This window comes from Streptomyces sp. SolWspMP-5a-2 (genome assembly GCF_900091845.1).
Taxonomy (GTDB): domain Bacteria; phylum Actinomycetota; class Actinomycetes; order Streptomycetales; family Streptomycetaceae; genus Streptomyces; species Streptomyces doudnae.
On sequence record NZ_FMCI01000320.1, the window covers coordinates 1 to 20180 of the forward strand.

Annotated in this window: 12 protein-coding genes; 7 read left to right on the forward strand and 5 right to left on the reverse strand. The window is 71.9% G+C overall.

Translation table 11 applies throughout. From position 1 onward, the window contains the following. A partial coding sequence (locus GA0115242_RS31605) for a bile acid:sodium symporter family protein (protein WP_107461546.1) occupies positions 1-1046 on the reverse strand: 1046 nt, incomplete at its 3' end. Between the two features lie 151 nt (positions 1047-1197). On the opposite strand from GA0115242_RS31605, the gene GA0115242_RS31610 reads away from it, so the two are divergent. Then, entirely contained in the window at positions 1198-2079 is an 882-nt protein-coding gene (locus tag GA0115242_RS31610) for a LysR substrate-binding domain-containing protein (RefSeq protein ID WP_093834592.1), read from the forward strand. A 22-nt stretch (positions 2080-2101) separates the two neighbouring features. Here the strand turns inward: GA0115242_RS31610 and GA0115242_RS31615 are convergent, their stop codons facing one another. After that, a complete protein-coding gene (locus GA0115242_RS31615; RefSeq protein ID WP_093834594.1) occupies positions 2102-3112 on the reverse strand; it encodes an AsnC family transcriptional regulator in 1011 nt (336 codons plus the stop codon). A gap of 116 nt (positions 3113-3228) precedes the next feature. Here GA0115242_RS31615 and GA0115242_RS31620 point away from each other — a divergent pair, with 116 nt between their 5' ends. The 4 genes from GA0115242_RS31620 to GA0115242_RS31635 all read left to right on the forward strand — a co-directional run bounded on the left by GA0115242_RS31620 (position 3229) and on the right by GA0115242_RS31635 (position 8618). After that, positions 3229-4728: an MFS transporter gene (locus GA0115242_RS31620; RefSeq protein ID WP_093834596.1), complete on the forward strand. Its 1500-nt coding sequence runs from the start codon at positions 3229-3231 to the stop codon at positions 4726-4728. Positions 4729-4956: 228 nt separating this feature from the next. Next, the gene (locus GA0115242_RS31625; RefSeq protein ID WP_093834598.1) at positions 4957-6783 is read left to right on the forward strand and encodes an AMP-dependent synthetase/ligase; all 1827 of its coding nucleotides are present in this window, start codon (positions 4957-4959) and stop codon (positions 6781-6783) included. A 127-nt stretch (positions 6784-6910) separates the two neighbouring features. Then, entirely contained in the window at positions 6911-7741 is an 831-nt protein-coding gene (locus tag GA0115242_RS31630; protein ID WP_093834600.1) for an aldo/keto reductase, read from the forward strand. 181 nt (positions 7742-7922) lie between these two features. Further along, entirely contained in the window at positions 7923-8618 is a 696-nt protein-coding gene (locus GA0115242_RS31635; RefSeq protein ID WP_093834602.1) for a glycoside hydrolase family 75 protein, read from the forward strand. 8 nt (positions 8619-8626) lie between these two features. Here GA0115242_RS31635 and GA0115242_RS31640 read toward each other — a convergent pair whose 3' ends face one another. Together GA0115242_RS31640 and GA0115242_RS31645 are read right to left on the reverse strand one after the other, a co-directional pair. Next, the gene (locus GA0115242_RS31640) at positions 8627-9601 is read right to left on the reverse strand and encodes a class I SAM-dependent methyltransferase (RefSeq protein ID WP_093834604.1); all 975 of its coding nucleotides are present in this window, start codon (positions 9599-9601) and stop codon (positions 8627-8629) included. A 154-nt stretch (positions 9602-9755) separates the two neighbouring features. After that, positions 9756-11480 (reverse strand): glycoside hydrolase family 6 protein, encoded by a 1725-nt coding sequence (locus GA0115242_RS31645; protein ID WP_093834606.1) that lies wholly within the window; start codon positions 11478-11480, stop codon positions 9756-9758. A gap of 789 nt (positions 11481-12269) precedes the next feature. Here GA0115242_RS31645 and GA0115242_RS31650 point away from each other — a divergent pair. Together GA0115242_RS31650 and GA0115242_RS31655 are read left to right on the forward strand one after the other, a co-directional pair. Beyond that, positions 12270-15185, forward strand: coding sequence for a glycoside hydrolase family 48 protein (locus GA0115242_RS31650; protein WP_093834608.1), 2916 nt, complete (start codon positions 12270-12272; stop codon positions 15183-15185). 196 nt (positions 15186-15381) lie between these two features. Then, on the forward strand, positions 15382-18048 hold the full coding sequence (locus tag GA0115242_RS31655) for a cellulose binding domain-containing protein (protein ID WP_093834610.1): 2667 nt from the start codon (positions 15382-15384) through the stop codon (positions 18046-18048). Positions 18049-18102: 54 nt separating this feature from the next. Here the strand turns inward: GA0115242_RS31655 and GA0115242_RS31660 are convergent, their stop codons facing one another. Then, positions 18103-20001 carry a rhamnogalacturonan lyase gene (locus tag GA0115242_RS31660; RefSeq protein ID WP_093834612.1) on the reverse strand — a complete coding sequence of 633 codons (1899 nt, stop codon included), beginning with the start codon at positions 19999-20001 and terminating at the stop codon, positions 18103-18105. Positions 20002-20180 lie beyond the last annotated feature (179 nt).

The window sequence follows — 20180 nt, forward strand, 5'->3', positions numbered from 1 at the left end:
CAGCGCCGCTCGGTGCCGGTGACGGCCGTCGCGCGGGACGCGGTCCGGCGGGGCGGGGTGCCGTCTGCGGGTGTGTCCAGCGGGTCGCGGGAGCGGCGCTTGGCGATCACCGCGCAGACCATGAGCTGCATCTGGTGGAACAGCATCAGCGGCAGGACCGCGAGCGCGGCGTGGCCGCCGAACAGGACGCCCGCCATGGGCAGCCCGGAGGCCAGGGACTTCTTGGAGCCCGCGAACTGGATGGCGATCCGGTCCTCCCGGCCGAAGCCGAGCGCCTTGCCGCCGTACCAGGTCAGGCAGAGCATCACGGCGAGCAGGACGGCCTCGACGACCAGCAGTCCGCCCAGCCGCGCGGCGCTGACCTGGTGCCAGATGCCCTGGACCATGCCCTCGCTGAACGCGGTGTAGACGACGAGCAGGATCGAACCGCGGTCGACGAGGCCGAGGATCCGCTTGTGCCGGGTGATGAACCCGCCGATCCAGCGGCGCAGCAGCTGTCCGGCGAGGAACGGCACGAGCAGGTGCAGCACGATCTCCGTCAGCGAGTCGGCGGAGAAGCCGCCCGCGCCGGAGCCGAGCAGGACCGCCGCGAGCAGCGGGGTGGCGACGATGCCGACCAGGGACGAGAAGGAGCCCGCGCAGATCGCGGCGGGGACGTTGCCGCGGGCCATCGAGGTGAAGGCGATCGACGACTGGACCGTGGACGGCACCAGGGTGAGGAAGAGGAGCCCCTGGTAGACCGGCTGGGTGAGCAGCGCGGGGACGAGTCCGCGGGCGGCCAGGCCGAGGAGCGGGAAGACGACGAAGGTGCAGGCCAGGACGGTGACGTGGAGGCGCCAGTGGCGCAGCCCCTCGACGGCCTCGCGGGTGGAGAGCCGGGCTCCGTAGAGGAAGAAGAGGACGGCGATCGCGGCGGTGGAGGCGCCCGAGGCGACGTCGGCGGTGGTGCCGCGGGCCGGGAGGAGGGCCGCGAGACCCACGGTCGCGAGCAGCAGCAGGATGTACGGGTCGATCGGGATGCGGCTCGGCCGACGCAGGCGCTTCACGGTGCTCCACTTGCTCTGTGCTGTCAGTGATCATGTGCGGGGCGGCGACCCGAGGTCCCCCGCTCATCGTCCTCCCGCGCCGGCCGATCGGGAATCCGTCATACCGTTCTGACTGTTATCGCCGTTCGTGACAACCGGCTACGGTGTCCCCATGTACGACCCCTCCCAGCTGCGGACCTTCCTCGCGGTGGCGCAGACGCTGAGCTTCACGCAGGCCGCCCGGCGGCTCGGGCTGCGGCAGTCGACGGTGAGCCAGCACGTGCGGCGGCTGGAGGACGCCACCGGGCGGCAGCTGTTCTCCCGGGACACGCACTCGGTGGAGCTGACCGAGGACGGCGAGGCCATGCTCGGGTTCGCGCGGCGGCTGCTGGAGGTGCACGAGCAGGCGGCGGCGTTCTTCACCGGGACCCGGCTGCGCGGGCGGCTGCGCTTCGGCGCCTCGGAGGACTTCGTGCTGACCCGGCTGCCGGAGATCCTGGAGGGGTTCCGGCACGACCACCCGGAGGTCGACCTGGAGCTGACGGTGGAGCTGTCGGGCACCCTGCACGAGCGGCTGGCGGCGGGCAAGCTGGACCTGGTGCTGGCCAAGCGGCGCGCCGAGGACCCGCGCGGGGAGCTGGTCTGGCACGACGACCTGGTGTGGATCGGGGCGGAGCGGCTGCGGCTCGACCCGGACCGGCCCCTCCCGCTGATCGTCTACCCGCCGCCCGGGATCACCCGCGCCCTCGCCCTGGAGGCCCTGGAGCGGGCGGGCCGCTCCTGGCGCGTCGCCTGCACCAGCGGCAGCCTCAACGGCCTGATCGCGGCGGCGCGGGCCGGACTGGGTGTCATGGCGCACTCCCGTGGCCTCGTCCCGCCCGGCCTGGTCCGCGTCCCCGACCGCTTCGGCCTGCCGGAACTGGGCCGCGTCGACTTCGTGCTGGTCCACGGCGACCGCCGGGCCGCCGCCCAGGACGCGGCGGACGCCTTGGCGGAGGCGATCCTGGGCGGCGGCGACCGCTTGCAGCGCGGACGGCACGGCCAGGTCGTGTGAAGTCCCGGGCCCGTGGGTCTTTTCACCCCGCCGACGGGCGGGTGGCCGGTGCCCTGCGGCGGGTCGTGCGGTAGGTGATCTGCTTGACCCGGCGCAGGTAGGGCGTCACCTCCACGTGCTGGATGCCGGGCAGGGCGCCCAGCGGGCCGCTGAGGTAGGCGTAGAGGTCGGCGGTGCTCGCCACCACCGCCGTCGCGATCAGGTTGGTCGGGCCCGCGGTGGCCGACGCGTGGGCGATCGGGGCGTGCGCGGCCATCGCCTCGCCGACCTCGTGCAGGGCCGCCGGGGTCGTCGTCAGCCACAGGACGGCGGAGACCGGGCGGCCGAGGATCTCCGGGTCCCACTCGACGTCGAGGTGGATCGCGCCGGAGGCGAGCAGCGTGGCGAGACGGCGTTTGACGGCCGACTCCGAGCGGCCGGTGGCGCGTTGCAGCTCGGGGTAGGTGGCGCGGCCGTCGCGCTCCAGGACGGCGAGCAGCGGCTCGTCGTCGGGCGTGATGCGGGCGGGGCCCGGGTCGGGCACCGGGTCGGGGCGCAGCGCCTCGATCTCGTCGGGGGTGAGCGCGCCGAACTTGCGCAGCCAGCCGGAGGGGCCACCGTAGAAGCGGTGCAGCAGTTGGTGGGCGCGGATCTCCATCAGGCGCGGGGTGCGCGGGAGCCTGCCGAGGAGCAGGTCGTCGCGGTCGCCCGGGGTGCGGGGGCGGGTGCCGCATATGACCTCGGTGCCGCCCGAGGCGATGCCTATCCAGCTCGTGTCGGAGCGGGTGGCGAGCGCCTCGGCGATGGCCACGGCGCTGTCGGGGACGCAGCGCAGCCGCAGCGTCCACTCGTCCTGGCCGAGGGCCACCGCGTCGCGGAGGGTGACGACGCGCAGGCCGCCCTCGGCGCACAGCCGCCGGTAGCGGCGGGCGACCGTCTGGTCGGAGACGCCGAGGACCGAACCGAGGCGGCTGAAGGAGGCGCGTCCGTTGGTCTCCAGGGCCGCGAGCAGCCGCAGGTCCAGCCTGTCGAACGTGGTGGATTCCTTCTCCATACCGGCCGCTCCTGTCGGATTCCGTCGCCCGGCGGCCGCTCTTCCCCGTGTTCGGCCGCCCTCCCCCCATCGTACGGAGCGGGACGGAATCGTCCGCAGAGCGGAAGGAACGAAGGATGCGTACATGGGGGCCGCTCACGGCGGTGTGCCTGGGCACGTTCATGCTGTTGCTCGACGTGACGATCGCGGTGGTGGCGCTGCCGGACATGGCGCGGTCGCTGCACGCGTCGCTCAGCGATCTCCAGTGGGTGATGGACGGGTACGCGCTGGCGCTGGCCGCGCTGCTGCTGGGGACGGGCGCGGCGGCGGACGTGCTGGGGCGGCGCCGGGTGCACCTGGCGGGGATCGGGGTGTTCGCGACGGCGTCGCTGCTGTGCGGGCTGGCGACCGGCCCGGGGATGCTGGTCGCGGCGCGCGGGCTGCAGGGGCTGGGCGCGGCGGCGATGTTCGCGACGACGCTCCCGCTGCTCGGCTCGCTCTACCAGGGGCGGCGGCGGTCGGTGGCGCTCGGGGTGTGGGGCGCGGTGAGCGGCGCGGCGGCGGCGGTCGGGCCGGTGCTCGGCGGGCTGCTGACGGAGGGGCCGGGGTGGCGGTGGATCTTCTGGGTCAACCTGCCGGTGAGCGTGGTGGCCGTGTGGCTGATGGTGCGGGTGGTGCCCGAGTCGCACGGGGCGCGGGACCGGCGCCTGGACTGGGCGGGCACGGTGACCTTCGCGGCCTGCGCCGCCGCGCTGACGTACGGCGCGGTGCGGGCCGGGTCGCACGGCTGGGGCGAGGGCGGCACCCTCGTGACCTTCGCGGTGGCCGCCGCCGCGCTGGTCGCGTTCGTGGCCGTCGAACGGCGGGTGCGTGACCCGCTGCTCGACCCGCGGCTGTTCCTGAAGCCCGCGTTCTCCGGGGTGATGGTCGGCGCGCTCGCCTTCAACGCGGCGGCGTTCAGCCTGATGGCGTACGACTCGATCTGGCTCCAGACGGTGCTGGGGATGAGCCCGGTCCGCGGCGGTCTGGCGTTCGTGTGGATGTCCCTGTCGGCGTTCGTGGTCGCGGCCCTGGGCGGACGGCTGCTGCACGGGGTGCCGGCCGGGATCACGGTGGGCGGCGGGCTGCTGCTGATCGGCGCGGGCCAGTTCTGCATGACCGGGCTCGACGCGGGGTCCACGGCGTCGGCGCTGGTGCCGGGTCTGGTCCTGGTCGGGGTCGGCACCGGACTGGTGACACCGGGCATCGCGGGCGCGGCGCTGGCGTCGGTGGAGCCGCAGCGGGCCGGGATGGCGGGCGGGGCGGTCAACACGTTCCGTCAGCTGGGGTACGCGCTGGGCATCGCGGGCTACGGCACCGTCGTCACCCACCGGATGGGCGAGGAGCTGCCGCGGGAGGCCGCGCACGCGCTCGCGGGCGGCGGGGCCGGGGCGCTGCGCGGGGCGTTCCCCGAGGAGGCGCTGCGCGCGGCGTTCGCCTCGGGTCTCGACACCGCGGCGGTCGTCGCCGGGGTGACCGCGACGGTCGCGGGGGTGCTGGTGATCGCCCTGGTCAGGCCGTCCGCGAGGGCGGCCGGGCGGGATGCGGGACCGGCCCGCGAGCCGGTCGCCGAGGGGGCCGCGGCACCCCGGGGATGACGCACCGGAAGGGGTGCGTCGGGTCGTACAGATTCGGTGGAGATTACGGTACCGAAACTTACTCAACCGTCAGTTTTCTGTCCGACCCTTCCCCTTGTGCGGGCATTTCCGCCACCGCCCGGTGCGGGGCCGCGCGGTGGCCGGTCCCGCACCCCCTCCCGGCCCCATCGCGGGTGGGGTAGCTTTCACGGCGCTGTACGGAGCGTCACCGGAAAGCGGGGAGCGGGTTTGCTCGAGTTCACCAACCCTCCGTTGGCCGCGGCACCGCCGGTGGGCGGTCTGGCCGACGTCGTCTTCCAGCGCGCCCAGGACGATCCGCGGCACGTCTCGCTCGGCCGCAAGGACAGGCGCGGCCGCTGGCGGGACGTCACCGCCTCGGAGTTCCGTGACGAGGTGCTGGCCCTCGCCAAGGGCATGCTGGCGCGGGGGGTCAGGTTCGGCGACCGGGTCGCCATCATGTCCCGCACCCGCTACGAGTGGACCCTCTTCGACTACGCGCTGTGGACGATCGGCGCCCAGGTGGTGCCGGTCTACCCGACCTCGTCGGCCGAGCAGTGCTTCTGGATGCTGTACGACGCGGAGTGCACGGCGGCGGTCGTCGAGCACGAGGACCACGCGATGACGATCGCCACCGTCATCGACCGGCTCCCCCGGCTGCGCCAGCTCTGGCAGTTGGACACCGGCGCCGTGCAGGAGCTGTACGACGCGGGCACCTCCCTCGACGACGAGGTGGTGCACCGGCACCGGCAGGCGGTCACCCCGGACTCCACCGCGACGGTCATCTACACGTCCGGCACCACCGGCAGGCCCAAGGGCTGTGTCATCACCCACGGCAGCTTCATGTGGGAGGCGGACACCGTCATCGACGGCTGGGAGACGGTGTTCCACTCCCGCAAGGGCGACGAGGCGTCGACGCTGCTGTTCCTGCCGCTTGCGCATGTCTTCGGGCGGATGGTGGAGGTCGCGGCGATCCGCGGCGGGGTGCGTTTCGGCCACCAGCCGCAGCTCAACGCGGCGGCCCTGCTGCCCGATCTGGCCGCGTTCAGGCCGACGTTCATCCTCGCCGTGCCGTACATCTTCGAGAAGGTCTTCAACGCGGCGCGCAGGAAGGCGGAGAAGGAGGGCAAGGCCGGTCCCTTCGAGAAGGCCGTCGACATCGCGGTGCGGTACGCCGACGCGATGGAGGCGCGCGCCTGGGGCGTGGGTCCCGGTCCCTCGGCCGGACTGCGGATGCAGCACCAGCTCTTCGACAAGCTGGTCTACGCGAAGGTGCGGGCGGCGATGGGCGGCCGGATCCGCAACGCGATGTCCGGCGGCTCCGCGATGGACCGCAGGCTCGGGCTGTTCTTCGCGGGCGCGGGCGTCCAGATCTACGAGGGGTACGGCCTCACGGAGTCGACGGCGGCGGCCACCGCCAACCCGCCCGACCGCACCCGCTACGGCACGGTCGGGCAGCCCATCCCCGGAGTGACCGTGCACATCGCGGACGACGGGGAGATCTGGCTCAGCGGTCCGAACGTCTTCCAGGGCTACCTCAACAACCAGAAGGCCACCGACGGCACCCTGCACGACGGCTGGCTGGCCACCGGCGACCTCGGCTCGCTGGACGAGGACGGCTACCTCACCATCACCGGGCGCAAGAAGGAGATCCTGGTGACCTCGGGCGGCAAGAGCGTCTCGCCCGGGGTGCTGGAGGAGCGGGTGCGCGACCATCCGCTGGTCAACCAGTGCATCGTGGTGGGCAACGACCGCCCCTACATCGCCGCCCTGGTCACGCTGGACCACGAGGCGATCGACCACTGGCTGGCGATGCGCAACAAGCCCCGGCTCTCCCGGGCCGAACTGGTGCGGGACGCCGATCTGGAGGCCGAGGTGCGCCGGGCGGTGGTCGCCGCCAACACGCTGGTCTCGCAGGCGGAGTCGATCCGCACCTTCCGCATCCTGGCGCAGCCGTTCACCGAGGAGCACGGGCTGCTCACCCCGTCGCTGAAGCTGAAGCGCAAGGCGATCGAGACCGCCTACGCGGCCGAGGTGGACGCCCTCTACCGGGCCTGAGCCGTCTCCGCCGGGCCGTGCGGCCGGTCACATCGCCCCGGTGGATTCCGCGGTCAGGAATGCAAACGGGCTCGTGATCGTTGACGATGGGAGTGTCATCCGTCGACAACCGAAGGATCAAGAGCCCGTGAGCAGCAAGGTCCCCCCGATCACCCTGAACAACGGCGTCGAGATGCCCCAGTTGGGCTTCGGCGTCTGGCAGGTTCCGGACGACGAGGCGGAGCGGGCCGTGGCCACCGCGCTGGAGTCCGGGTACCGCAGCATCGACACCGCGGCGATCTACGGCAACGAGGAGGGCACCGGCCGGGCGATCGCCGCCTCGGGCCTGGCCCGTGAGGACCTCTTCGTCACTACCAAGCTCTGGAACAGCGAGCAGGGCTACGACGCGACCCTGCGCGCGTTCGACGTGTCCCTGGGCAAGCTCGGCCTGGACCACGTCGACCTGTACCTGATCCACTGGCCCGCGCCGGACCGGGACGCGTACGTCGACACCTACAAGGCGTTCGAGAAGCTGCACGCCGACGGCCGCATCCGCGCGATCGGTGTCTCCAACTTCCTTCCGGAGCACCTGAAGCGGCTGCTCGCCGAGACGTCGGTGGTACCGGCCGTCAACCAGATCGAACTGCACCCGCAGCTCCAGCAGCGGGAGTTGCGGGAGCTGCACGCCGAGCACGGCATCGCGACCGAGGCCTGGTCGCCGCTCGGTTCGGGCAAGGGCCTCCTGGAGGTCCCGGCGCTGGTGGCGATCGCGCAGAAGCACGAGCGCACCCCGGCCCAGGTGGCGGTGCGCTGGCACCTGCAGACCGGCAACATCGTGATCCCCAAGTCCGTGACGCCGTCGCGGATCAGGGAGAACATCGACGTCTTCGACTTCAGCCTGGACGACGAGGACCTGGCCGCGATCAGCGCCCTGGACGAGGGCCGCCGCGTCGGCTCGCATCCGTCGACGGTCAACTGACCGCGTCCGCGCCCGCGTTGACCGCAAGGGCCGTCCGTTCCCCGGGGAGCGGACGGCCCTTCGGTGTACGGCGGTGGACTCCCCCGCTAGGGTTGACGCGGACACGCCGACAGGGACATCGTGGACCCACCCAGTAAGGAAAGTTTCCTAACAGAACTCCTCACGGAAGGGTCCCCCCACAGTGCGCGTACGGACACTGACCCTCGCCTCGGCCCTCGGGGCCGCACTGCTCACCGCCGGGGTCCTCCCGGCCCAGGCGGCCCCCACCGCCCGTCCCGCGGCCGTCCAGGAGGGCACGGTCTCCGCGGCCGACCTGCTCGCCAAGGTGACGTCCTGCCAACAGATCTCCAACGGCACGTACCGCACCGACGAGGAGACGTCGGCGACCGTCCCCGTCTGCGGGAAGAACGGCGCGGTGTTCTGGAAGGCCGACATGGACATCGACTGCGACGGCCAGCGCACCGCGCGGTGCAACGAGAGCACCGACCCCTGGTTCCAGGACGACACCGCGTTCCACCAGTCCGACGGCAGGCCGCTCACGGCCGAGACCCTGCCGTACGTCGTCGTGCCCAGCTCCAGCAGCATCTGGAACTACGCGAGCGCCGGGATCAAGGGCGGCGGCGTGGTCGCCGTGATCTACGGCGGCCAGGTCGAGTACGCCGTCGTCGGCGACACCGGACCCACCCAGATCATCGGCGAGGCCTCCTACGCCACCGCCCAGGCGCTCGGCATCGACCCCGACCCGGAGACCGGCGGCGCCGACTCGGGCGTCACGTACATCGCCTTCACCGGCAGCCAGGTGTCGCCGATCGAGAGCCACAGCGCCGCCGTCACCCTCGGCGACCAGTTGGCGAAGCAGTTCCTGCAGAACAACTGACCCCGGGGTCAGCCCGCGCGGACCGCGGTGTGCACGGTGTGCGCCGCCAGGACGTACAGGTCGGGGCGGCGGTGCACGCTCTCCGGGTCGTCCGGGTCGAGGAGCCGGTCGAGGGTGGCCGTGTCGGTGGCGTCCAGGTCCGCGCCGAAGATGTCGCGGGCCCGGGAGAGCGACGTGGCGACATGGGCGCGGGCCTCGTCGGAGACCGGTGCGGGCAGGTCGAGCAGGAAGGTGCGGGAGCCGGTGGGCCGCAGCCCCGCGGCGGCCATCATCGCGGGCCAGTCCTCCGCCTCGGCGACGCTGCCGGGCAGCTCCTCGCGCATCCGCCCGAACCAGGTCTGCTCGACGGCGTCCATCCGGGCCTCGATGCCCGCCCGCCCGAAGCCGAGGTCACGCGGCAGGAACCGGGCGGGCAGCCCGCCCTCCATCACCGCGAGGGTGCCGCCGGGCGCGAGCCGCTCGGCGAAGGAGGCGAGCGCGGCCCGCTGGTCGCCGAGGTGGTGGACGCTGCGGCTGGCCCAGATCAGATCGGCCGGGTACTCCAGCCGGTCGAGGGAGCCGGGGAGGTCGCCGACGATCGTGTCGAACCGGTCGGCGTGACCGAGCCGGTCGGCGCGGGCGGCGGCCCGCTCCAGGAGCGGGGCGGAGCCGTCGGCCGCGACGATCCGGGCGCCGGGGAACACCGCGGCGAGCATCCCGGACAGCACACCGGGCCCGCTGCCCGCGTCCACGACCAGGCCGGGGTCGGCGCGCAGCCCGGAGAGCCACGCCAGCGCCCGCTCGTACAGGGGCTCGAACAGCTCCGCCTGGGTCTCCAGCATCGTGGCCATCTCGGCCCAGTCGATGTCGGCGTGGTCGTGCCGGTGCGCGCCGTGACCCGCGTGCCGGGCGCCGCCCTGGTGTCCCTCGTGTCCCGTGTGTCCTGCGGAGCCGTGGGGCTCGTGCGTCCGCTCCGCCTGGGGTGCGTCGTGTCCGTGCGTCATGGGCCGGCCTCTCGTCGGGGTGCGGCCCAGCGTGCCCCGGCGGACCGTCCGCGTGCCAGCGGAGTTGCCGGTACGGCAAAACGGCCCGCAAAAGACGGCGGCGGTCCGCCGTGACCGGCCTGGCGGGCCGGTCACGGCGGACCGTCGTACGCGGCTAGAGCGCCGGGTAGGCGTTCGCCATCAGCTGCTGGAACTGGGCCGAGAACCAGTGTCCGGACAGCGGCGCGTTCGGCAGGGCGCCCGAGAGGCTGTTGCCGTTGCGGGCGTTGCCCGTGTACGTCGGGTCGCACATCCGGTCGAAGCCCTTGCCCTCGTCGTTCGAGATGGCGCTGCTGGAGCCGTCGGACTCACCCGGCGGCTTCATCCAGACGTAGGCGTCGATCCCGGTGGCCGGGCTGGCCTTCGGACGCTCGCCGAGCCCCGCACCGGACTGGTTGCACCAGTTGCCGATGTGGATGCGGCGGTCGTAGCGGCCGCCGTCGACGTAGGTGTCGACGCTGGTCGAGGCACCGGGACCGGCGGGCCGGGCGGAACCGCCCCAGCCGTTGCGGGAGGTGTCGATCAGCATGCCGATGTCGGAGCGGAAGCCGACCGAGACGAGCTGGTTGCGGAAGGCCTGCGCGTACGACTGCTCGTCGACGTACCGGTTCCAGTCCACCCACTTCGACTGGCGGACCGAGGTGCCGTTGACGCTGTCGTTGATGGTGAAGTTGTTCTCCTTGAGCGCGCTGTAGTTCGCCGTGTTGGTGATGAACCCCGCCACGTCGTCCACGGTCGCGCCCTCGGCGGTCGCGGCCTGCTTGAACAGGGTCGCGGACGGGGCGAAGTTGTCGTCCCAGCCGAGCCAGCCGTGGTGTCCGGCGTCGATGTAGTTGTAGACGTTCGGGATCGCGCCGAGCTTGTTGAGCGCGTAGCCGACGCCCTTCACGTAGTTGCCGTTGGCGAGCATGGTGTCGCACGCGGGCGTGGCGGTGGCGCGGCTGCCGGTGTTGGTCACCAGGTTGGGCAGCGAGTCGATCTCGATGGTGGTGACGATCCGCAGCGCGCTGTACTTGCTGTCGGAGAGGATCGCCGCGATCGGGTCGATGAACTGCGTCTTGTACTTGTCGATCTCCGTCGGGCCGAGTTCGCCGTTGGAGGCGAGGGCCGCGCAGTCGCGTCCGGGGAGGTCGTAGACGACCAGTTGGACGACCTCCTGCCCGGTGCCCTTCTGGGCCAGGGCCGCGTCGAGGTGCTGGCGCAGGCTCATGCCGCCGTTGACGCCGTTGATCGCGGCGATGCGGTCCAGCCAGACACCGGTGGGCTGGCTGGAGACGCGGGTGCCGCCCGGTTCGGCGGCGGCCTTCGCGGACCACTCCGGGTTCACGTACACCTTGGCACCGGCGTAGGGGTTGTCGACCTTCGCGGACGGGGTGCCCGGATCGGTCGGGTCGGTCGGATCGGTGGGGCCGCTGCCGCCGCCGTCGACGTTGCAGGTGACGCCGTCCAGCTTGAACGTGGTCGGTGTCGCGTTGGTGCCGCTGTACGAGGCGTTGAAGCCGAAGCTGACCGAACCGCCGGTCGCCAGAGCGCCGTTGTAGCTCTCGTTGGCGGCGGTGACGGCCGTCCCGCTCTGGGTGATCCTGGAGCTCCAGAAGCTGGTCACCTTCTGGTTGCCCGCGTACGCCCAGGACGCCGACCAACTGGTCTTCGCTGCGCTGTTGTTGGTGATGGTCACGCTGGCGGTGAAGCCGCTGTCCCACTGGTTCTGCACCTTGTAGTCCACGGTGCACGGCACGGCGGTGATCCCGGCGTCACCGGGGACGACGGCGGCGGCCGTCCCGGTGGCACCGGCGACCAGCGCCAGGGCGGCGAGTATCGCTGTTCTCGTACGGCTCATGAGTGCGGGTTCCCTAATCCGTTGCGGGTGGTTGTCCGTTGCGGTCGGTTCTCCGTTCAGGGCGCGCAGAGGTCACGCGGCCCGGCCCCGTACGACGCGGGAGTTCCGTCGTGACCGGAGATGAGCGAGGGACCCGAGGTGCGGTCCCGTGGGGTCCGGGTCCGGCCCAGGCAGGGCAGGACAGGCCCCGGTCGTCGGACCACGTCAGGACGTGGCCGGCGAAGGAGTGCGTGCGGGTGTGCCCACCGGTCCTCAGCGGCTCGCGCCGGTACCGGTGCTGACGTCGTGCACGTGGAACGCGTGGCGGGATCGCCGGTCGGACCGGCCGGCCCGCGGGTCAGGCACCGGCCGGGGCCGTCGGAGCGGGCGGACCGGTGGCGCCGGGCGACCGCCCGCCGGTGCCGTTCGCGTCGGCGGTCCCGGCGCCGGGGAGCCGCGGGGCAGGCGGAGCCACGGTGCGGGCCACCGGGCCCACGGCAGCCCGGACGGTTAAAAGTACTGAACGCGGGGGGTGTCGCATGAGCGACTCCTTGCAGCTCAGGCGCGCCGTGACGGACGCGTCGACTGATGGAACCGCTCCCACTGGTTCCATGAAGTTAGCGCCAAGTGACAGCAAAGGACAGGGGAGCAACTGACTTTTGCTCAACGGACCTCGTCGAATCTTTTCGACTCTTCAAGCACCTTGACCGCCTCTGGCCCCTTCCCCACTATGGGAGCGCTCCCACTGGTTCAAGGCTTGTTGCTGCTCGACCCCCACCCCCTTCCGGAGCCGCAAGGAGGAACCAGCACATGCACCCCAGCAGGAGACGCCGCACCCGACGGCGACTGTGGACAGCGGTCGTCGCGGCCCTGGCCCTTCCCCTCACCATGCTCGGCACCGGCACGACTCCCGCACAGGCGGCGGCACTTCAGTGCAGCGTCGACTACAGGACCAACGACTGGGGCTCCGGTTTCACCGCGGATCTGACCCTCACCAACCGCGGCACCGACACCGTCAACGGCTGGACGCTCGGCTACTCCTACGCGGGCAACCAGAAGCTGACCAGCGGCTGGAACGGGACCTGGGCGCAGTCCGGCCAGTCGGTCACCGTGCAGAGCGTCAGCTACAACGCGACGATCGCGGCCGGTGCCGCCGTCACCACGGGCGCGCAGTTCACCTACAGCGGCACCAACACCGCCCCGTCCGTCTTCACGGTCAACGGCACCACCTGCGCCGGGGCCCATCAGCCGCCGGTGGCCGTGCTGACCAGCCCGGTGGCGGGCGCGACCTACTCGCAGGGCCAGGCGGTCCCGCTGGCGGCCACCGCGGCGGCGGCCGACAACGCCACGATCAGCAAGCTCGAGTTCTACGACGACACGACGCTGCTGGGCACCGACACCACGGCGCCCTACACGTTCTCCGCCTCAAGTTTGACCGTGGGCAGTCATTCTCTGGTGGCGAAGGCGTACGACAGCCTGGGCGCGTCCGCCTCCTCGACGCCGGTCGGCATCACCGTGGCCTCCGGACCCGCGCTGGTCGCCTCACCGACCCAGCTCGGCGTGCAGCAGGGGAAGACGGGGACCTTCGGGCTGACGCTCTCCGCACAGCCGAGCGCCTCCGTCACCGTCAGCACCACGCGCACGGCGGGCACCACGGGCCTCTCCGTGACCGGCGGCTCCTCGCTCACCTTCACCCCGTCGAACTGGAGCACCCCGCAGAACGTGACGGTCACGGCCGACGCCGCGGGCACCGGCACCGCCACCTTCACGGCGACGGCGACCGGCTACGCCAAGGCGGCCGTCACGGTCACCGAGCTGGCCGCGTCCAAGACGTACGACGCGCGGTTCCTGGACCTCTACGGCAAGATCACCAACCCGGCGAACGGCTACTTCTCGCCCGAGGGGATCCCCTACCACTCGGTCGAGACGCTGATCGTCGAGGCGCCCGACCAGGGCCACGAGACCACCTCGGAGGCGTACAGCTACCTGCTGTGGCTCCAGGCCATGTACGGCAAGGTCACCGGTGACTGGACGAAGTTCAACGGCGCGTGGGACCTCATGGAGAAGTACATGATCCCCACCCACGCCGACCAGCCGACGAACTCCTTCTACACCGCGTCGAAACCGGCCACCTACGCGCCCGAGCTGGACACCCCGAACGAGTACCCGGCCAAGCTCGACCCGTCGGTCTCCGTCGGCTCCGACCCGATCGCGGGCGAGCTGAAGTCGGCGTACGGCACGGACGACATCTACGGGATGCACTGGCTCCAGGACGTCGACAACACCTACGGCTACGGCGACGAACCCGGCAAGTGCGAGGCGGGCCCCACCGCCACCGGCCCTTCCTACATCAACACCTTCCAGCGCGGTGCGCAGGAGTCGGTGTGGGAGACGGTGCCGCAGCCGACCTGCGACTCCTTCAAGTACGGCGGGAAGAACGGGTACTTGGACCTGTTCACCGGCGACTCGTCGTACGCCAGGCAGTGGAAGTACACCAACGCCCCGGACGCCGACGCCCGCGCGGTGCAGGCCGCCTACTGGGCGGACGTGTGGGCCAAGGGCCAGGGCAAGGGCGGTGACGTCTCCGCGACCGTCGGCAAGGCCGCGAAGATGGGCGACTACCTGCGCTACGCGATGTACGACAAGTACTTCAAGAAGATCGGCAACTGTGTCGGTCCCACCGCCTGCGCGGCGGGCAGCGGCAAGAACTCCTCGGCCTACCTGCTGTCCTGGTACTACGCCTGGGGTGGCGCGACCGACACCAGCGCGGGCTGGGCCTGGCGGATCGGCTCCAGCCATGTGCACGGCGGCTACCAGAACCCGCTGGCCGCCTACGCCCTCAGCACGTACGCCGACCTCAAGCCCAAGTCGTCGACCGGCGCCGCCGACTGGGGCACCTCGCTCACCCGCCAACTGGAGTTCTACCGCTGGCTCCAGTCGAACGAGGGCGCCATCGCGGGCGGCGCGACCAACAGCTGGGCGGGCCGGTACGCGACCCCGCCGGCCGGGACGTCCACGTTCTACGGCATGTACTACGACCAGCAGCCCGTCTACCACGACCCGCCGTCCAACCAGTGGTTCGGCTTCCAGGCGTGGTCCATGGAGCGGGTCGCCGAGTACTACCAGCAGACCGGGAGCGCCGCGGCCAGGACGGTGCTCGACAAGTGGGTCTCCTGGGCGCTGTCCAAGACCACGATCAATCCGGACGGCACCTTCCGCATCCCCTCCACGCTCCAGTGGTCCGGCCAGCCCGACACCTGGAACGCGTCGAGCCCCGGCGCCAACAGCGGGCTCCACGTGACCGTCGCCGACTACACCGACGACGTGGGGGTGGCCGCCGCGTACGCCAAGACCCTGACCTACTACGCGGCCAAGTCCGGCAACGCGCAGGCGAAGACGGTCGCCAAGGCGCTGCTCGACGGCATGTGGAACCACGACCAGGACAGCCTCGGCGTGGCCGTCCCGGAGACCCGCACCGACTACAGCCGCTTCGCCGACAGCGTGTACGTCCCGAGCGGCTGGACCGGCACCATGCCCAACGGCGAGGCGATCAACTCGTCGTCGACGTTCTCCTCGCTCCGCTCCTTCTACCGCAACGACCCGGCCTGGTCGAAGATCGAGAGCTACCTCAAGGGCGGGGCGGCGCCCGTGTTCACGTACCACCGCTTCTGGGCCCAGGCGGACATCGCCCTGGCCATGGGCTCGTACGCGGAGCTTCTCGAATAGACCCCGCCGGGCGTGCTCCGGGGACCGTGCCCGCGGTCCCCGGGGTCCGCGCGAAAGCTCCGTGTGCGCGGCCCCGCCACCTGACGGCGGGGCCATCCGCCGGGCGGTCCCCACCCGCACTGGGGGCCGCCCGGCATCGCGTTTCCCTCTGCGTTTCCCCCTGCGTTTCCCCCTCGGACGAGGAAGGACCCGTACCGTGCGAAGAACCCGCATTCTCACGGCGGTGCTGGCGCTCGCGGCCGGTCTGCTGGCCGGCACCCCGCCCGCGCTCGCGGCCGGCAGCCCCGCACCCCCCACACTGGCGGCCGACACGTACACCTGGAAGAACGCCCGGATCGACGGCGGAGGCTTCGTCCCCGGGATCGTCTTCAACCGCACCGAGAAGAACCTCGCCTACGCCCGCACCGACATCGGCGGCGCCTACCGCTGGCAGCAGGCGACGAAGACCTGGACGCCGCTGCTCGACTCGGTCGGCTGGGCCGACTGGGGCCACACCGGCGTGGTGAGCCTCGCCTCCGACCCGGTCGCCCCGGACAAGGTGTACGCGGCCGTCGGCACGTACACCAACAGCTGGGACCCCACCGACGGCGCCGTGCTGCGCTCCTCGAACCGGGGCGCGAGCTGGCAGAAGACGGACCTGCCGTTCAAGCTGGGCGGCAACATGCCGGGCCGGGGCATGGGCGAGCGGCTGGCCGTCGACCCGAACAGGAACAGCGTGCTGTACCTGGGGGCGCCCAGCGGCAAGGGCCTGTGGCGCTCGACGGACTCCGGGGTCACCTGGTCGCAGGTGACCGACTTCCCCAACGTCGGCACCTACGTCCAGGACCCGACCGACACCAGCGGCTACGCCTCCGACAACCAGGGCATCGTCTGGGTCACCTTCGACGAGTCGACGGGCACCGCGGGCACCGCGACGAAGACCGTCTACGTCGGGGTCGCCGACACCGCCAACTCCGTGTACCGCTCGACGGACGCGGGCGCGACCTGGAGCCGGGTCGCCGGGCAGCCCACCGGGTACCTCGCCCACAAGGGCGTCCTGGACGCGAAGAACGGCTACCTCTACCTCGCCTACAGCGACAAGGGCGGCCCGTACGACGGCGGCAAGGGCCAGGTCTGGCGGTACGCGACGGCGAGCGGCACCTGGACGAACATCAGCCCGGTCGCGGAGGCGGACACCTACTACGGCTTCAGCGGCCTGACCGTGGACCGGCAGCGTCCCGGGACGGTGATGGCCACGGCGTACAGCTCCTGGTGGCCGGAGACGCAGATCTTCCGCTCCACGGACAGCGGCGCCACCTGGACCAGGGCGTGGGACTACACGTCGTACCCGAACCGGTCCAACCGCTACACGATGGACGTGTCGTCGTCGCCGTGGCTCACCTTCGGCGCCAGTCCGCAGCCGCCCGAACAGACCCCGAAACTGGGGTGGATGACCGAGTCGCTGGAGATCGACCCGTTCGACTCGGACCGGATGATGTACGGCACCGGCGCCACCCTGTACGGCACCGAGAACCTCACGAAGTGGGACAGCGGCGCCACGTTCACGGTGAAGCCGATGGTGCAGGGGCTGGAGGAGACGGCCGTCAACGACCTGGCGTCGCCGCCGTCCGGGGCCCCGCTGCTCAGCGCCCTCGGTGACATCGGCGGCTTCCGGCACACGGACCTCACCAAGGTCCCGGCGATGATGTACACCTCCCCCACCTTCACCTCCACCACGAGCCTGGACTTCGCCGAGTCCAACCCGAACACGGTCGTGCGGGTCGGCGACCTCGACTCCGGTCCGCACGTGGCGTTCTCGACCGACAACGGCGCCAACTGGTTCGCCGGGAGCGACCCTTCGGGGGTCAGCGGCGGCGGGACGGTGGCCGCGGCGGCCGACGGCAGCCGGTTCGTGTGGAGCCCGGCGGGCACCGGCGTGCGGTACACGACCGGCTTCGGCTCGTCCTGGTCGGCCTCCTCCGGCATCCCCGCGGGCGCGGTCGTGGAGTCGGACCGGGTCGACCCGAAGACCTTCTACGGCTTCAAGTCGGGCGGGTTCTACGTCAGTTCGGACGGCGGCGCGACCTTCACCGCCTCCGCGGCGAGCGGCCTGCCCGCCGGTGACAGCGTGCGCTTCAAGGCGCTGCCCGGCACCAAGGGCGACGTCTGGCTCGCGGGCGGCGCGGCGGACGGCGCCTACGGCCTGTGGCACTCCACCGACGGCGGCGCGAGCTTCACCAAGCTGTCCGGCGTCGAGCAGGCCGACACCATCGGGTTCGGCAAGGCGGCCACCGGAGCCGCCTACCAGACGCTGTTCACCAGCGCGCGGATCGGCGGGGTCCGGGGCATCTTCCGGTCCACCGACAAGGGCGCGACCTGGACCCGGATCAACGACGACGCCCACCAGTGGGGCTGGACCGGCGGCGCGATCACCGGGGACCCGCGGGTCTACGGCCGGGTGTACGTGTCGACCAACGGCCGGGGCGTGGTCTACGGCGACAGCTCCGACACCAGCGGGGGCGGCGGTGGAGGCGGCGGTGGCGGGAGCGACCCGACGCCGACCGGCGCCTGCGCGGTGACCTACACGATCACCAACCAGTGGGCGGACGGCTTCCAGGCCGACGTCCAGCTCAAGAACACCGGTACCGCGGCCTGGAGTTCGTGGTCGCTCGGCTGGTCCTTCGGCAACGGCCAGCGGATCGGCCAGCTCTGGAACGCCGACTTCACCCAGTCGGGCGCGGCGGTGACGGCGAAGAACGTGGCCTGGAACGGCACCGTGGCCGCGGGTTCCTCGGTGGCCTTCGGGTTCACCGGCACCTGGTCGGGCAGCAACGCGAGACCGGCCTCGTTCACGCTGGGCGGGCAGAGCTGCGCGGTCGGCTGAACGGGGAGGGCGCGTACCGGAGTCCGGTACGCGCCCTCGTCGTCCGCGCGGGTCCTACGGCGTGTACACCGCGGGCCGCGGCGCGGTGGCCATCCCGTCCCCGATGAAGAAGCTCGGGTGGGGCGGCACATTATAGGCGGTATTTTGCCATGCGACGGCCGTGCGGTAGGTCGTGTCGTGCAGGAGCGTGGTGATGCGGGTGCCCGTCTCGTACGGCGTGGAGTAGATCCGCAGGGCGGTGTTGTCGGTCGTCGGCCAGACGACCTCCTCCCGCCAGTCGCCGAGGATGTCCGCGGAGAGCGAGGGCGTCGCCTTGGTGCCGTTGTTGGAGTGGACGCCCGAGCCGGTCAGCAGGCGGGTGTCGGCCGAGGTGCCGTACTTGTCGATGTGGGTGCCGTCCAGGAGTTCACGGACGGTGTCGCCGTCCCACCAGGAGAGGAAGTTGGTGCTGGACGGCTTGCGGGAGGCGACCACGGTCCCCTTCGGGTTGCGCACCCCGCTGTCGGCCGACGACCACGACTCGGCGCCCGCGCTGCCCGCCCAGATGTCCCCGGCGACACCCCGGCCGTTGTCGCCGTTGGCGGGCGTGGACCAGATCACCTGCCCGGTGCGCGCGTCGGCCAGGTAGGAGGCGGGCTTGGAGCTGTCCTCGTCGACCTTGAAGACCTCTTGACCCGCTCTGGACGGGTCCAGGTCGCCGACGTGCAGGGCGTCGCCGTGGCCGTTCTTCGTCGTCCACAGCCCGTTGCCGTTGTCGTCGACGGCCATCGCGCCGTACACGATCTCGTCCTTGCCGTCGGCGTCGACGTCCGCGATCGCCAACTGGTGGTTGCCCTGGCCGTCGTACCCCTTGCCGGTGTTGGTCGAGGAGTTGGTGTCGAAGGTCCAGCGGCGGGTGAAGGCGCCGCCGCGCCAGTCCCAGGCCGCGATGACGGTCCTGGTGTAGTAGCCGCGGGCCATCACGAGCGAGGGACGGGCGCCGTCCAGGTAGGCGGTCCCGGCCAGGAAGCGGTCCACCCGGTTGCCGTACGAGTCGCCCCACGACGACACCGTGCCGCGCGCCGGGACGTAGTCGACGGTGCCCATCGCCCGGCCCGTCCGGCCGTTGAACATGGTCAGGTACTCGGGCCCGGACAGGACGTAGCCGCTGGAGTTGCGGTAGTCGGCGGAGGCGCTGCCGATCACCGCCCCGGTGCCGTCGACGGTGGCGTCGGCGGTCTTCATGGCGACCTCCGCCGTGCCGTCGCCGTCGTAGTCGTACACCTGGAACTGCGTGTAGTGGGCGCCGGAGCGGATGTTGCGGCCCAGGTCGATCCGCCAGAGCCGGGTGCCGTCGAGCTTGACGCCGTCGACGACGGTGTTGCCGGTGTAGCCGGACTGGGAGTTGTCCTTGGCGTTGGTGGGCTGCCACTTGAGGACGAACTCCAGCTGGCCGTCGCCGTCGAGGTCGCCCACCGAGGCGTCGTTGGCCTCGTAGGTGTAGGCGACGCCGTCGGGGGTGGTGCCGCCGGCCGGCGGGCTGATCGGCACGTCCTTGTACCCGGTGCGGAACTGGATCGCGTGCACCGAGTCGGCCTGCTCGACGCCGTTCACGATCGCGCGGACCGTGTAGTCCGCCGAGTTGGGCGCCCCGGCGTGGAAGTAGTTCGTGGAGCCGGTCACCGGCGTCGCGTTGACCTTCGTACCGGCGCGGTAGACGTTGAAGGAGACGCTGTCGGGGTCGGTGCCGAGCCAGCGCCAGGTGATCAGGTTGCCGGTGCCGGTGTGGACGCTGACCACGCCCCGGTCGAGCGCCTCGACCTGCCGTGCGGTGGCGGCCTGGGCGGTGCCGCCGCCGAGGGCGGTGAGCCCGGCGGCGACCAGCGCCGTGGCGGCGGTCAGGGCGGCGAGGGCGGCGCGGCGTCTGCGGGGCGGGCGGGGTTGCGGATGCGCGTGCGGGTGCGGGTGCTGCACGGGACGGACCTCCAGAGAGGACGGACGGATTCCGCCTCTCCGTCGCCGCCGTGACGGCCCGCGTTGCCGCGATTTCCGGCCACATCGGAGGGGCACGCCGGGCATCGGCGTGCCGTGTCTGGGGGGGGGAAGGCGCGAGGGTGCCGGCCGCCGGGGCATTCCCGTGCCGGGCCGGGGGT